This window comes from Rahnella sp. AA, from assembly GCF_002834385.1.
In the GTDB taxonomy this organism is placed as follows: Bacteria; Pseudomonadota; Gammaproteobacteria; order Enterobacterales; family Enterobacteriaceae; genus Rahnella.
Genome location: NZ_PITQ01000016.1, coordinates 57,002 through 69,834, shown reverse-complemented (window position 1 = coordinate 69,834; position 12,833 = coordinate 57,002). Strand labels below are relative to the sequence as shown.

Genomic DNA, 12,833 nt, shown 5'->3' with positions numbered 1-12,833 from the left:
GGTCAGTTCATTTCCTTTTCTGCAGAAAGAATTTCGTTAAGACGAACAAAGACCTGTTCCGCCTTCAGATTTTCCAGGGAATTGCCTTCTGCTTTCAGGACAAACTGATTCTTTCCATATCCCCCAATTAGCCCCGGATCTGTCGGGCCGTAAAGTGTGATATTTGGGCGATCCAGCGCGGCAGTCAAATGGCTCAGGCCGGTATCGACTGAAACCACGGCTTTTGCACCAGCCAGCACGTCGGCCACATTTTGCAGGCTTAATTTTGGTAAGACTTCAACGAAGGGGAAGCCTTCTGCAAGCCTCAGTGCACGCTGGTATTCATGTTCCGCGCCCCAGGGCAGTTTGATACGGATATTCTGCGTACTGAACAGGCCGATCAGTTCGCGCCAATGCTCTTCCGGCCAGTGTTTATCTGCCCGGGTAGTCGCGTGAAGGAAGACCAGATACTGCCCGGCGTCCGCCGGTGGGTGTGAAAGGAAGCGTGCGGCGATGGCGTAGTCGCCCTGAATCGCAGGTTTCTCATAACCCAGACTTTTTGCAAAAAGCTCGCGGGTACGTTCTACCGCATGCTGTTTTTTATCGACTTCATGACGCTGATTGTAAAACCAGCTGGCAAAAGGCTCGCGTGCGCTTTTGCAGTCCTGGCCGTGCTTCTCGCCTTTGGCGACACGGGTAATCAGCGCGGCGCTTTTGATGAGGCCTTGCGCGTCGATGACGGCATCGTAAGTCCGTGATTGCAATTCGCGTTTGAAATCACAGCGTTGCTGGCGGGTTTCAGAACCAAACCAGTTTTTGCGCCAGCGCCGGATGGCTACCGGGATAACGCGATCTACCGCCGGATGCCAGCCGGGAATTTGCGTGAAACCTTCCTCCACGACCCAGTCAAACCGGATCCCGGGAATAGCCTTCATGGCATCCGTCAGTGCCGGGAGAGTATGCAGAACGTCACCCATTGACGATGTTTTGACGATGAGAACCCGCATTACTGCTCCTTCCCTGAATTCAGTAACTGACTTAATTCCTGATAAACCTGCTCCGGCTGAATATCGATCAGACTCTGGTGATAGCCTTCTTCCGCATCACCTTTACGGACTTTATGGTAGCCAGTGATGAGGCGGATAACTTTGGCCTGATGGCTGAGCGGCGGGGTGAAATCCGGGCTGCTCGGACCGTACAGGGCAACCAGTGGTTTATCCAGTGCGGCAGCGACATGCATCAGCCCCGAGTCATTGCTGACCACCGCCTGACAGGCGGCAATCATAACAACGGCCTGATCCAGCGACGTTTTACCGGCCAGATTCAGGCAGAAAGGCTGTGCATTTTCAGTCAGAGATTGGCGGATTTGTTCGCCCGCCGGATGGTCTTTCGCCGAACCAAAGAGCACCACCTGCTGGCCTTCACCAATCAGTTTTTCTGCCAGAGCGGCGTAATGATAGTGCGGCCAGCGTTTTGCCGGGCCAAATTCTGCACCCGGACAAAAACCGACAAGCGGCCTGTTGTCACCGACGGCAAATGAGGTTTTCACCGCCGCAACTTCTGCTTCTGACACCTGTAATTTTGGCCAGAGAATCGGCTGCGGTAAGTCGGCAGCGGTGCGGATTTGCTTCGCATCATAGCCCAGCGCGGCATAGCGCTGAACCATCAAAGGAAAGGCGGCCTTATCGAGAACCCGCAGATCATTAAGCAGACCATAACGCATTTCGCCACGCCAGCCGGTGCGCTGGGGAATGTGGGCAAAGAAAGGCACCAGAGCTGATTTAAACGAGTTTGGCAGCACGAAGGCGCGCTGATATTGTTCGCCACGCAGCGAAATGCCAAGACGGCGGCGCTCGCCTAATTCCAGAGCGCCGTGGCCTAATGGCATCGGCAGAGCCTGGCGCACTTCCGGCATCCGGTCGAGCAAAGGACGGCACCATGCAGGTGCCATCACGTCGATTTGCGCTTCAGGATCCGCAGCCTTCAAAGTGCGGTAGAGACTTTGTGACATCATCATGTCACCGACCCATGACGGCCCAATTACCAGTATTCTCATACCGTTAATCCATTCCTCAATCAGCGGGCTTAGACTGTGCGGTTAAGCCAGCTCATGTATTCCGTTACGCCTTCAGCGACCGTTTTGAACGGTTTGTCGTAGCCGGCATTACGCAGCGCGGTCATATCGGCTTGCGTAAAGGACTGGTAACGCCCTTTCAGTTTTTCCGGGAAGGGAATGTATTCGATATCGCCAGATTTGTGGTACGCGACCACGGCATCCGCGACGGCCTGGAACGATTCTGAACGTCCGGTACCGCAGTTGAAAATACCGGAAACGCCGTTCTGCCAGAACCACAGGTTCACGGCGGCAACGTCACCCACATAGATGAAGTCGCGTTTGAAACCTTCGCTTCCTGAGAACAATTTCGGATTTTCACCGGCTTTGATCTGGTTATTCAGGTGGAAGGCCACGCTGGCCATGCTGCCTTTATGGCCTTCACGCGGTCCGTATACGTTGAAGTAACGGAAACCACAAATTTGCGAATCAGCGTGTGGCAGAATTTCGCGAACATACTGGTCAAACAGGAACTTAGAGTAGCCGTAGACGTTCAGCGGTTGTTCGTATTTACGATCTTCAACAAAGCTGGTGCTCTGGCTGCCGTAAGTGGCGGCAGAAGAGGCGTAAAGGAAAGGAATGCTGCGATCCAGGCAATAGTGCAGGATATCTTTCGAGTACTGATAGTTGTTATCCATCATGTACTTGCCGTCCCACTCGGTGGTGGAAGAGCAAGCGCCTTCATGGAAGATGGCGTCGATATCACCCAGATCGTCGCCGGCAACGATGCTGGCAATGAAATCTTCTTTGTCACAGTAATCCGCGATATCCAGATCAACCAGATTAACGAATTTGGTTCCGTCTTTCAGGTTATCGACCACCAGAATATCGCGGTATCCCATATCATTGAGCGATTTAATAATATTGCTGCCGATAAAACCAGCGCCGCCAGTGACGATTATCATGGGATTCACCTTTAATCATTTGAAGAGTTGCGCACCATGCGCAACCTATACAGTTGGCGATATCATAACACTTCATTATGAAGGTCACATTGGGAAGGTGTCCGATAACATGCATTCTTGTGTTTCAGACCGTAAGGCGTGAACTATGCTGCAAAACAAAGATATTGTGAGCGGTTTCATCGTTATTTTGTATGCAGATTAGTAATGTATTCCGTGAATGGGTCATTTCAGGAGAATACTGTATGTCTGTTTCGTTTTATCGCCAGTTAGAAGATCAGCTTGACCAGGCGAGGGCTGAAGGACTGTTTAAAGAAGAGCGCATTCTGACCACTCCCCAGCAGCCCGAAGTGTCAGTCGCGGGCGGCAAGCCGGTCATCAATTTTTGTGCGAATAACTATCTCGGGCTGGCAAACCATCCGGAATTAATTCAGGCCGCCAAGGAAGGGCTCGACAGCCACGGTTTTGGCATGGCGTCGGTACGTTTCATTTGCGGTACGCAAGATACTCACAAAGAACTTGAACATCGTCTGGCGGATTTTTTGGGGACGGACGATGCCATTTTGTATTCCTCCTGCTTTGATGCAAACGGCGGTTTATTTGAAACGCTGTTAGGTGAAGAAGATGCCATTATTTCTGACGCGCTGAATCACGCCTCGATTATTGACGGGGTTCGTCTTTGCAAGGCTAAACGTTATCGCTATGCCAATAACAATATGGCCGAACTTGAGGCTTGCCTGGAGCAGGCGAAAAAGGACGGCGCGCGTCATATTCTCGTGGCGACAGACGGCGTGTTTTCGATGGATGGTGTCATTGCCAATTTGAAAGGCGTTTGTGATCTGGCGGAGCGTTTTGATGCGCTGGTCATGGTGGATGATTCCCATGCCGTCGGTTTTGTTGGCGCGCAAGGGCGTGGAACGCATGAATATTGCGACGTCATGGGGCGTGTGGATATCATCACCGGAACGCTCGGCAAAGCGCTGGGCGGAGCATCCGGAGGCTATACCGCGGCGCGTCAGGAAGTGATCGACTGGCTACGCCAGCGTTCCCGTCCTTATCTTTTTTCAAACTCTTTAGCTCCTTCGATAGTCTCTGCTTCCCTGAAAGTTCTGTCCATGCTTGAGGCGGGTAATGAATTGCGTGAAAAGCTGCTGAGTAATGCAACGCTCTTCAGGGAAAAAATGACCGCCGCCGGTTTCATCCTGGCCGGGGCCGATCATGCCATTATTCCCGTGATGCTTGGCGAAGCACGGCTGGCACAGGAATTTGCCGCGCTGCTTCAGCAGGAAGGCATTTACGTTACCGGATTCTTCTATCCCGTGGTGCCGAAAGGGCAGGCGCGTATCCGCACACAAATGTCTGCCGCGCACAGTACGGAACAAATCGAAAAGGCGGTCAGCGCCTTCATCCAGATTGGCAAAAAACTTGGTGTGATTGCCTGAGGAGCACCTGTGAAAGCCTTAGCAAAACTGAAACGTGAAGAAGGCATCTGGATGACGGATGCGCCGGTACCGGAGCCGGGACATAATGATCTGCTGATCAAAATCCGCAAAACCGCCATCTGCGGGACGGATGTGCATATCTATAACTGGGATACGTGGTCGCAAAAAACCATTCCGGTACCGATGGTGGTCGGGCATGAATATGTCGGCGAAGTCGTGGGGATGGGGCAGGAAGTTAAAGGTTTTAGCCTCGGCGACAGGGTCTCTGGCGAGGGGCACATTACGTGCGGTCATTGCCGGAATTGTCGTGGTGGCCGCACGCATTTATGCCGAAATGCGCAAGGCGTGGGGGTCAATCGTCCGGGTGCCTTTGCAGAATATCTGGTTTTGCCCGCTTTCAATGCCTTTAAGATCCCGGGCAATATCTCTGATGATCTGGCCGCTATTTTTGATCCGTTTGGCAACGCCGTGCACACCGCACTGTCTTTTGATCTGGTGGGTGAAGATGTGCTGATCAGCGGTGCAGGACCGATCGGCATTATGGCCGCTGCAATATGCCGACACGTGGGTGCCCGCCATGTGGTGATCACCGATATGAATGAATACCGTCTGGAGCTGGCCCGTAAAATGGGCGTAACCCGCGCGGTTAATGTCAGCCAGCAAAGTTTGCAGGACGTCATGGAAGAGCTTGGCATGACCGAAGGTTTTGACGTGGGACTCGAAATGTCCGGCGCTCCGGCGGCGTTTCGCAGCATGCTTAATGCTATGAATCACGGCGGGCGTATTGCGATGCTGGGTATTCCGTCAACAGAAATGGCTATCGACTGGAATCAGGTCATCTTCAAGGGGTTGTTCATCAAAGGGATTTATGGCCGGGAAATGTTTGAAACCTGGTACAAAATGGCGGCATTAATACAGTCAGGTTTAGATCTGACACCGCTAATTACGCATCATTTTCCGATTGATGAGTTCCAGAAAGGGTTTGACGCAATGCGCTCCGGGCTCTCTGGAAAAGTGATACTTAGCTGGTAGTCTGGCGTCCTGAAAATGCGAAAGCCCGCTGGAATGGCGGGCTTTTTACTGGCAATCAGCGGCGCTTTACACTGCGGGGTCAGCCGTTTTTTTCTCTGCATCCGTCAAATAACGTACTTTGCGGGTGTAATCCTGGCCTTTGAATAACAACTCGCTGTCTGGCGATGCCAGATACTTTTGCCATTCCGTCAGCGGGAACCCTCCGTGAGCACCGATCACTTCTTTCGGAATCACTGAGGGTGTGCCGCCGATTTTTTTCGATACGGGCCAGTTCATCCAGTCACCAAGGTTAACGCTTTTAATATCGAGCGTATCGAGCATGGCTGCCAGAGGTAGCTGGTCTGTCGGCGGTTGGTTATCGGGCAGGATATTCCAGGTATCTCTGAAAAACATAATCCACAGCGGGGATAAGCGTTCCCAGGTTTTACGCGTTGCGGCTAAGAATGCGCCGTTAACATGGTCGACGATATAGGGACGCACGCTATTTTTATAATAGGCCGGGATGGTTTCAGGATCGCAACCGTCGAGTTTCGCAATCATCTTGCCCTTGCGAAAGCTGGAATAAATATGGTTTTCATGAAGCTGGATTTCCGGCATTTTCAGCAGATTCAGATCTGAATCGATCATCAAAATCCCGTCGGTTTTTGCCTGCAAAGGTGCCAGCAGTTTAATCAGGCGGCTGAGATAAATTTGCTTATAGCGATAATCGCCAGATTTTGACTCCGGGTTCAACGTCACGATCCGGACTTTAGCGGGCAGCGGCCGGAACTGGCTGGCATCCTGATCGGTAACAATGACAATTTCCTGTAATTCGGTAGCAAATTTATGAGCAAATTCTGCGCATAAACAGGCCTCTTCAATATAGTCAGCACCGGCAGATGGGATGACGACAGAGGTAATATTATTCTTTGGTATGTCAGTGATGACAGTACCTGCATATGGCAGATTATGACGCGAAAGAATGTGGCGATATTTAGGGTTTAGAAATTTGAACATATTTAGCCTTGTTTCTTTTTAACACTGCTTAAAATAGTTTCCACGCCTGAGACATATTTCTCAATCGCAAATTTTTCGCGAACAACCAGGTTTGCCTGCTCTGCAATTTCATTTCTGAGATGTGCATTGAGATAGAGTGCCTTCATGTGATTGAAGAGCATTTCAATGTTCCCATACTCAAATAGCATGCCGGTCTCAGCGTTTTTAATCAATTCGGCCGTTCCCGTTACGTTCGATCCTATTGCAGGAGTTTTCAGTAACATAGATTCCAAAACTACGCGCGGCAATCCTTCACTTTTAGAACCTAATATAAAAGCATCGAATGCTGCCAGATACTCCAGGGCATTGCTTTGAAAGCCAGTAAATATGACTTTATCTGTCATATTCAGGGCCGATACTTGTTGAATCAACCGACGTAAATTCGGGCCTTCGCCGACAAAAACCATCTTCCATCTGGCTTCGGGGAATGCGCGGTTAAATTTATCGAGCGCCAGTAATGTGAAGTGGTGTGCTTTGCGGTTTATCAGCGAACCAATGCTACCAAAGATAAAAGTATCGTCGGTCGCGCCCAGTTCCTGGCGGATTTTTGTACCATCAGGTAATGGTTGGTGAATATCAATGCCGTTGAATACGGTAAAACAGAGTTTTCTGTGAACGCCGCGTTTGAGAAGTTGTTCCTGAACGCCCTGCGATACAGAGATAATACTGTGGCAAAACCGGTTCACAATGCGCACCACATCCCGGTTCAAAACGGGTTCTATACGGCAATGCTGCACGATTTCTGTCGGTAAACCGGCAGTAGAATAATAGCCTTCTATGTTAGAGCTTGGCTGATTATTCATATATAAAATATCAAACTGACCGAGTTCAAGCAGGGAGTGGATTTTGTGAATATTAGGGTTGATTCGCCAGATTTTATCGATGGAGTAAATGGCTTTCTGGCGCAGACGGTTGCTGAAGAAAAACAGAGTCCTTAATATTTCTTTACTGATTTTTGCCCAGGTAGGTTGTTTTACCTGGGGGATAAAAAATACAGGGACATTCAGCGCATTGAGTATTTGGCTGATCGTTTCCCCGTTATCCCGTGCGTAATCGTTGTAAAAGCAGCAACTGATTTCGAATTTCTCACGATCAATTCTTTTCAGCAGTTCCAACATACTGTTAGTTCCGCCTCCCCATTCTTTGCCGCTGTCCAGCAGCAAAATCTTAGATCGATCTTGTCCCATCGGTTAGCGCCCTTGCTTAGTCCGCTTAAAAATATGCACACCCCATTATAGGAGGCAAACTCTTGAAGCTCTACTTATTTGGCGAAGGGTAATAAATTTACATATCAACATCTTATGTGATTTTTAAAATGTATTTTACAGATGAATGTAATATGCCGGAGTCAATGTATAGGATTCCTAATTTTTATAAAAATTTATAAAAACAGAATACTGGCGTTCGATGAATTGGATCGCAGGCAATGTTTGCAGGCTCTCTCCGAGAATTTTAAACATGCTGTCAGCATAAATCTGAGGAACAGGTTGTTTCACCTGGCACATCCGGATCCCTTTACGCGACGGTTTTGCTAGCTGCACATTCTCAGGTTTACTCACGGCCGCGCTGCGCTGCGGTTCGTTCAGCAGATCGCTTGGCCTGACCAGTACGATATCCGAAGGCAGATTTGGCAGCATTTGTTGCAGCACTTTTACCGTGGTCGGGTGCGGGTGTCCGATGGCAATGGCATAACCATTTTTGCGCGCCAGCTGAATCGCGCGTTCGAACTGGCGGCGGATTTCGGCTTCATTCTGCACATCATCTAAAAAGACATTGCGCTTGATGACTTTCACGCGGGTGCCCTGAGCGGCTTTAACCGACTGCGTATTGCCGATGGTCATGCTGTCGAGGAAGAACAGATTATGGGCGTTCATGGCCTGCATGACGTTTTCCATGCCTGTGAGGCTGGACGTCATGGCGCTGCCCATATGGTTATTGATGCCGATGGCGTAAGGGATATTGCTGATGGCCTGATCGACAATGCGTTTCACTTCAGCCGCGCTCATGGACGGCGTCAGCGTATCTTTTTCCAGCGGTTGCTTACTCAGCGGCGCCATCGGCAGGTGGATCAGGATTTCACGTCCCTGCTGATGGGCTTTGTTCATCATCATCTGCGAATCTGGCGCATTGGGGAAAATCGCTACGGATACCGCTTTTGGCATCTGGAGTACCTGGTTTTCCTCATGCTGGCGATAACCAAAGTCATCAATCAGGATGGATAACTTCGCTGCCTGAACCTGACAAACGAATAACGCAGTACCACAAAGGGCAGCTAAAACGGACTTTTTATATCGCAATGCTATCTTCCCAACCACGGCTGTGGATTAACTGCCTGACCCTGACGACGAATTTCAAAATACAGCGATGGCTGGCCTTGTCCGCCGCTGTTTCCAACTTTAGCAATGGCCTGTCCGGTTCTGACCTGATCACCGACGCTGACTAACGCATCCTGGTTGTATCCGTACAGGCTCATATCACCTTTGCCGTGATCGATGACCACAACCAGCCCGTAACCTTGTAACCAGTCAGCCAGAATGACACGACCGTCGGCAATTGCCCGGACGTCGCTGCCTTCTCTTGCTGAAATAACAATACCTTTCCAGCGTAGTTCACCCTGAAGCTGTTCGCCGAAGCGATGTATCAACGAACCGTTAACCGGCCACATATTCTGGCCGGATGGTCTTCCCAGACCGCCGGTACGCGCCATCAGCGATTGCTCACTTTGGGTCGGTTTATAGGTGGTGCCGGTTTTCTTCGCCTGTTGTTCTTTCGCCCGGACGGCGGCGGCTTCGCGCGCTTCTTTCTCGGCACGGGCTTTTGCTGCACGTTCAGCGGCGGCAATTTTATTCTGCAAGCTGGCTTCGTTTGCGCGCAACTCGGACAGGCTTTGCTCATCTTTTTGCAACGAGGATTCCAGCGCCGTCAGCGTTTGTTTTCGCGCCGAACGGGCCTGCTCAAGTTTTTGTTGCTGCGTCTGCTGCTCGCCTAACAGGCTTTTTTGCTGGGTCTCTTTCGATTGCAGGGAAACCCGCTGTTCGGCCAGTTTGGTACGTGTTTGTTTAAGTTCTTCGATGGTTTTCTGGCGGGCTTCATTCAGATAGCCAAAATAGGCCATGATGCGTTCGCTGCGTTCGGTCTCTTCACCGCTTAACAGCAGTTGCAGGCCTTTATGCTGGCCGATACGGAATGCCGCATCCAGCTGCTTTGCAAGAATAGCTTCCTGCGTTTTCTGCTGTTTTTGCAGTTTATCGATAGAGGCATTCAGCCCGCCGATATCTTTATTCAGCGTCGCCAGTGTTGACTGAGTTCCGCGTAGCTGCGTACTGGCCGAGGCAATGGTTTTTTCCTGTGCCTGCAACTGTTGCAACAACGTTCCGCGCTGCTGTTTCTGCTGCTTTACGCTTTTCTCTTTTTCCGCAATGTTCTGCTGAATGGTTTTGAGCTGATCTTTGTTTTCGTCAGCGTGCACACTCACGGAGAGGGTTAACAATGAAGCGCAAAGTAATAAGGCTGGAGATGGGAAGGCAGATACGGCCTTGTCCTGAGCGGAAAGGCGGGTTCTCATCAGGCTGAAATGAATGAATTTGCTCAAACTTTTTTCCGCTTGTCGACCGTGGATGATAGACAATATGGCTGTCCCTTATCTTATCGTAACACTAATCAACCGGCTGATGCACAAACAAAAAAGGCGTACCAGCCTGCGCTGATACGCCTTAAATTCGCTTTCTTAACGGAAATTAGCGCGCGATAAACAGCGGTTTGCCGCTCATTTCGGCCGGGATTTCCATCCCCATCAGGGAGAGCATGGTCGGCGCAATATCAGACAATTTCCCGCCTTCGATGGCTTGCGCGTTGCCGCCCACGTAAATCAGCGGAACCGGCAGGCTGGTATGGGCTGTATGCGCCTGGCCGGTTGCCGGGTCACGCATTTGTTCTGCGTTACCGTGGTCGGCGGTGATCAGCAGTTGCCCGCCGACCGCTTTAACCGCATCCACAACTTGTGCAACACAACTATCCAGTGCTTCCACCGCGTTGACGGCTGCTTCATAAACGCCGGTATGCCCGACCATGTCGCCGTTCGGGTAATTACAGATGATGGTGTCATATTTACCGCTGGCAATCGCGCCCAGCAGCTTGTCGGTGAGTTCTGCAGAACTCATTTCCGGTTGCAGGTCATAGGTCGCGACATTCGGTGATTTCACCAGAATGCGATCTTCACCTTCAAACGGATCTTCCATGCCGCCGTTGAAGAAGAAGGTCACGTGCGCATATTTCTCAGTTTCGGAGATACGAAGCTGAGTTTTCTTATGCGCCATCAGCCATTCGCCCAGCGTGTTTTTCAGTGATGCCGGCGGATACGCGCAGGCTGCTTTGATATCGGCGGCGTATTCGGTCAGCATGATGAAATCGCCGAAATTGATCACTTTTTCGCGGGTAAAACCGTCGAAGTCGGTGTTGATGAAGGCACGGGTGATTTCACGTGCACGGTCAGCACGGAAGTTCATGAAGATCATCGCGTCGCCGTCATTGATTGCCGCGGTTTCTTCGCCAGCAGCCTGCAACACGGTTGGTTTCACGAACTCGTCATTTTCGTCACGCGCGTAAGCGGCCTGTAAACCTGCCAGAGCGTTATCTGCCGTGAATGCACCTTTGGCCTGAGACATCAGGTCATAAGCCAGTTGCACGCGGTCCCAGCGGTTGTCGCGGTCCATTGAGTAATAACGGCCGACGATAGACGCGATGCGGCCGGTGCCGATTTCAGCAAACTTCTCAGAGAAACGTTTTAATGCGGCTTCGGCGCTGCGCGGAGGGGTGTCGCGGCCATCCAGGAAAGCGTGCAGATAAATGGCTTTCGCGCCACGGCGGTGGGCCAGTTCGACCATCGCCATGATGTGGTCTTCGTGACTGTGAACGCCACCGGCGGACAGCAGCCCCATAATGTGAACGGCTTTACCTGCGCTGATTGCGCGATCGACTGCACCGGTCAGTACGCTATTATTAAAGAAGTCGCCTTCTTTGATTTCTTTATCCAGACGGGTGAGATCCTGATAAACGATACGACCCGCGCCTAAATTGACGTGGCCCACTTCGGAGTTGCCCATCTGGCCATCAGGCAGGCCTACGTCAAGGCCTGACGCAGCAATCAGGGTGTGAGGCTGAGTCGCCCACAACTTATCCATGACCGGGGTTTTTGCATTCAGAATCGCGTTATCTTGTTGTTCTTCGCGAAATCCGTAGCCATCAAGAATAACCAGAACCATCGGTTTTTTATTGCTCGACATGTCAATTGACCTCAATTTGAAAGATGAAATGCTCAATAGGCTCGCCAGCTCGATGTGAAAAAACAGGCGTGGCTAAGTGCATTTAAGCGGGCTGATTTTACCCCAGCGCTGAAAAGGGAATAGCCGTGGGAGATCAAAGATGGAGTGCGGCGGGCATTAACTTTCGGCCTAAAGGCGTGTTAATTTTTCGGGATGTGCCGCAGTTTGTGGCATTAGCCCGCGCATACTGGCTGTATTTGCGCCGACGCGCAGGTATACTCTGAGGCCTTGAATTTTCCCCCAACTGACGGGAGTTGCTACACCCCATGCAAGATATTATGCCATTCATCAGTGCGCATCCGGTTCTCAGCCTGGCGTGGGTTGCGTTACTGATTGCAGTAATTGTGACCACCTTTAAAACACGTTTTTCTAAAGTGAAAGAGATCACGCGTGGCGAAGCAACCCGCCTGATCAACAAAGAAGATGCCGTCGTTGTCGATGTTCGCGCGCGTGAAGAATTCCGCAAAGGCCACATCGCAGAATCCCAAAATGTGCTGAGTGCAGACATTAAAAACAATAACCTGGGCGAATTGAGCAAGCATAAAGCGCAACCGGTTATCGTTGTTTGCGCCACCGGCCAGACTTCCCGCACGGCGGCAGAAGGCCTGGTTGCGGCTGGCTTTGAACGTGTTTTCACGTTAAAAGAAGGTATCAGCGGCTGGAGCGGTGAAAACCTGCCTTTAGTTCGCGGTAAGTAAGATTCAGACCCGTCGCAACGGCACTAAAATCTACGACCCAGAGGTGGAACCCATGGCTAAAATTGAAATCTATACCAAGGCAACCTGTCCTTACTGCCATCGCGCGAAAGCCCTGCTCAATAGCAAAGGCGCTTCATTTGATGAAATCGCTATTGATGGTGACGCAGATACGCGTGAAAAAATGATCGCCCGCAGCGGTCGTTCGACTGTTCCTCAGATTTTTATCGACGGGCAGCACGTGGGCGGTTGCGATGATTTACATGCACTTGATGCGCGTGGTGGCCTTGACCCATTACTGGGTTAATGCCGAT

Annotated in this window: 12 protein-coding genes; 4 read left to right on the top strand and 8 right to left on the bottom strand. The window is 50.9% G+C overall.

Annotated features, from left to right (window positions below; all coding sequences use genetic code 11):
- Window positions 1–2: 2 nt before the first annotated feature.
- The 3 genes from rfaC to rfaD are packed head-to-tail and all read right to left on the bottom strand — an operon-like array spanning window position 3 to window position 2,997.
- Complete coding sequence (gene rfaC, locus CWS43_RS25300; RefSeq protein WP_101079917.1) at window positions 3–986, bottom strand: lipopolysaccharide heptosyltransferase RfaC; 984 nt, start codon at window positions 984–986, stop codon at window positions 3–5.
- The gene (gene rfaF / locus CWS43_RS25295; protein WP_101079916.1) at window positions 986–2,035 is read right to left on the bottom strand and encodes an ADP-heptose--LPS heptosyltransferase RfaF; all 1,050 of its coding nucleotides are present in this window, start codon (window positions 2,033–2,035) and stop codon (window positions 986–988) included. The genes rfaC and rfaF overlap by 1 nt, the downstream gene beginning before the upstream one ends.
- Before the next feature lie 29 nt (window positions 2,036–2,064).
- Complete coding sequence (gene rfaD / locus CWS43_RS25290; protein ID WP_101079915.1) at window positions 2,065–2,997, bottom strand: ADP-glyceromanno-heptose 6-epimerase; 933 nt, start codon at window positions 2,995–2,997, stop codon at window positions 2,065–2,067.
- A gap of 242 nt (window positions 2,998–3,239) precedes the next feature.
- Here rfaD and kbl point away from each other — a divergent pair, with 242 nt between their 5' ends.
- Window positions 3,240–4,436: a glycine C-acetyltransferase gene (kbl, locus tag CWS43_RS25285; protein WP_101079914.1), complete on the top strand. Its 1,197-nt coding sequence runs from the start codon at window positions 3,240–3,242 to the stop codon at window positions 4,434–4,436.
- A 9-nt stretch (window positions 4,437–4,445) separates the two neighbouring features.
- Window positions 4,446–5,468: an L-threonine 3-dehydrogenase gene (gene tdh / locus CWS43_RS25280; RefSeq protein WP_101079913.1), complete on the top strand. Its 1,023-nt coding sequence runs from the start codon at window positions 4,446–4,448 to the stop codon at window positions 5,466–5,468.
- A 66-nt stretch (window positions 5,469–5,534) separates the two neighbouring features.
- Here the strand turns inward: tdh and CWS43_RS25275 are convergent, their stop codons facing one another.
- The 5 genes from CWS43_RS25275 to gpmM all read right to left on the bottom strand — a co-directional run bounded on the left by CWS43_RS25275 (window position 5,535) and on the right by gpmM (window position 11,785).
- Complete coding sequence (locus tag CWS43_RS25275) at window positions 5,535–6,464, bottom strand: hypothetical protein (RefSeq protein ID WP_101079912.1); 930 nt, start codon at window positions 6,462–6,464, stop codon at window positions 5,535–5,537.
- A gap of 2 nt (window positions 6,465–6,466) precedes the next feature.
- Complete coding sequence (locus CWS43_RS25270; RefSeq protein ID WP_101079911.1) at window positions 6,467–7,690, bottom strand: glycosyltransferase; 1,224 nt, start codon at window positions 7,688–7,690, stop codon at window positions 6,467–6,469.
- A 177-nt stretch (window positions 7,691–7,867) separates the two neighbouring features.
- Complete coding sequence (locus CWS43_RS25265; protein WP_101079910.1) at window positions 7,868–8,800, bottom strand: divergent polysaccharide deacetylase family protein; 933 nt, start codon at window positions 8,798–8,800, stop codon at window positions 7,868–7,870.
- A 2-nt stretch (window positions 8,801–8,802) separates the two neighbouring features.
- A complete protein-coding gene (gene envC / locus CWS43_RS25260) occupies window positions 8,803–10,068 on the bottom strand; it encodes a murein hydrolase activator EnvC (RefSeq protein ID WP_198555927.1) in 1,266 nt (421 codons plus the stop codon).
- Between the two features lie 172 nt (window positions 10,069–10,240).
- Window positions 10,241–11,785, bottom strand: coding sequence for a 2,3-bisphosphoglycerate-independent phosphoglycerate mutase (gene gpmM, locus CWS43_RS25255; protein WP_101079908.1), 1,545 nt, complete (start codon window positions 11,783–11,785; stop codon window positions 10,241–10,243).
- A 305-nt stretch (window positions 11,786–12,090) separates the two neighbouring features.
- On the opposite strand from gpmM, the gene CWS43_RS25250 reads away from it, so the two are divergent.
- Both CWS43_RS25250 and grxC read left to right on the top strand, forming a co-directional pair.
- Entirely contained in the window at window positions 12,091–12,522 is a 432-nt protein-coding gene (locus CWS43_RS25250; protein WP_101079907.1) for a rhodanese-like domain-containing protein, read from the top strand.
- Between the two features lie 52 nt (window positions 12,523–12,574).
- Entirely contained in the window at window positions 12,575–12,826 is a 252-nt protein-coding gene (gene grxC / locus CWS43_RS25245; protein ID WP_101079906.1) for a glutaredoxin 3, read from the top strand.
- The last annotated feature ends 7 nt before the right edge of the window (window positions 12,827–12,833 follow it).

Excerpts from the sequence above, each read along its gene's own strand:
- rfaC (WP_101079917.1), bottom strand. The coding sequence starts at position 986 with ATGCGGGTTCTCATCGTCAAAACATCGTCAATGGGTGACGTTCTGCAT.
- rfaF (WP_101079916.1), bottom strand. The coding sequence starts at position 2,035 with ATGAGAATACTGGTAATTGGGCCGTCATGGGTCGGTGACATGATGATG.
- rfaD (WP_101079915.1), bottom strand. The coding sequence starts at position 2,997 with ATGATAATCGTCACTGGCGGCGCTGGTTTTATCGGCAGCAATATTATT.
- kbl (WP_101079914.1), top strand. The coding sequence starts at position 3,240 with ATGTCTGTTTCGTTTTATCGCCAGTTAGAAGATCAGCTTGACCAGGCG.
- CWS43_RS25275 (WP_101079912.1), bottom strand. The coding sequence starts at position 6,464 with ATGTTCAAATTTCTAAACCCTAAATATCGCCACATTCTTTCGCGTCAT.
- CWS43_RS25270 (WP_101079911.1), bottom strand. The coding sequence starts at position 7,690 with ATGGGACAAGATCGATCTAAGATTTTGCTGCTGGACAGCGGCAAAGAA.
- envC (WP_198555927.1), bottom strand. The coding sequence starts at position 10,068 with ATGAGAACCCGCCTTTCCGCTCAGGACAAGGCCGTATCTGCCTTCCCA.
- gpmM (WP_101079908.1), bottom strand. The coding sequence starts at position 11,785 with ATGTCGAGCAATAAAAAACCGATGGTTCTGGTTATTCTTGATGGCTAC.
- CWS43_RS25250 (WP_101079907.1), top strand. The coding sequence starts at position 12,091 with ATGCAAGATATTATGCCATTCATCAGTGCGCATCCGGTTCTCAGCCTG.
- grxC (WP_101079906.1), top strand. The coding sequence starts at position 12,575 with ATGGCTAAAATTGAAATCTATACCAAGGCAACCTGTCCTTACTGCCAT.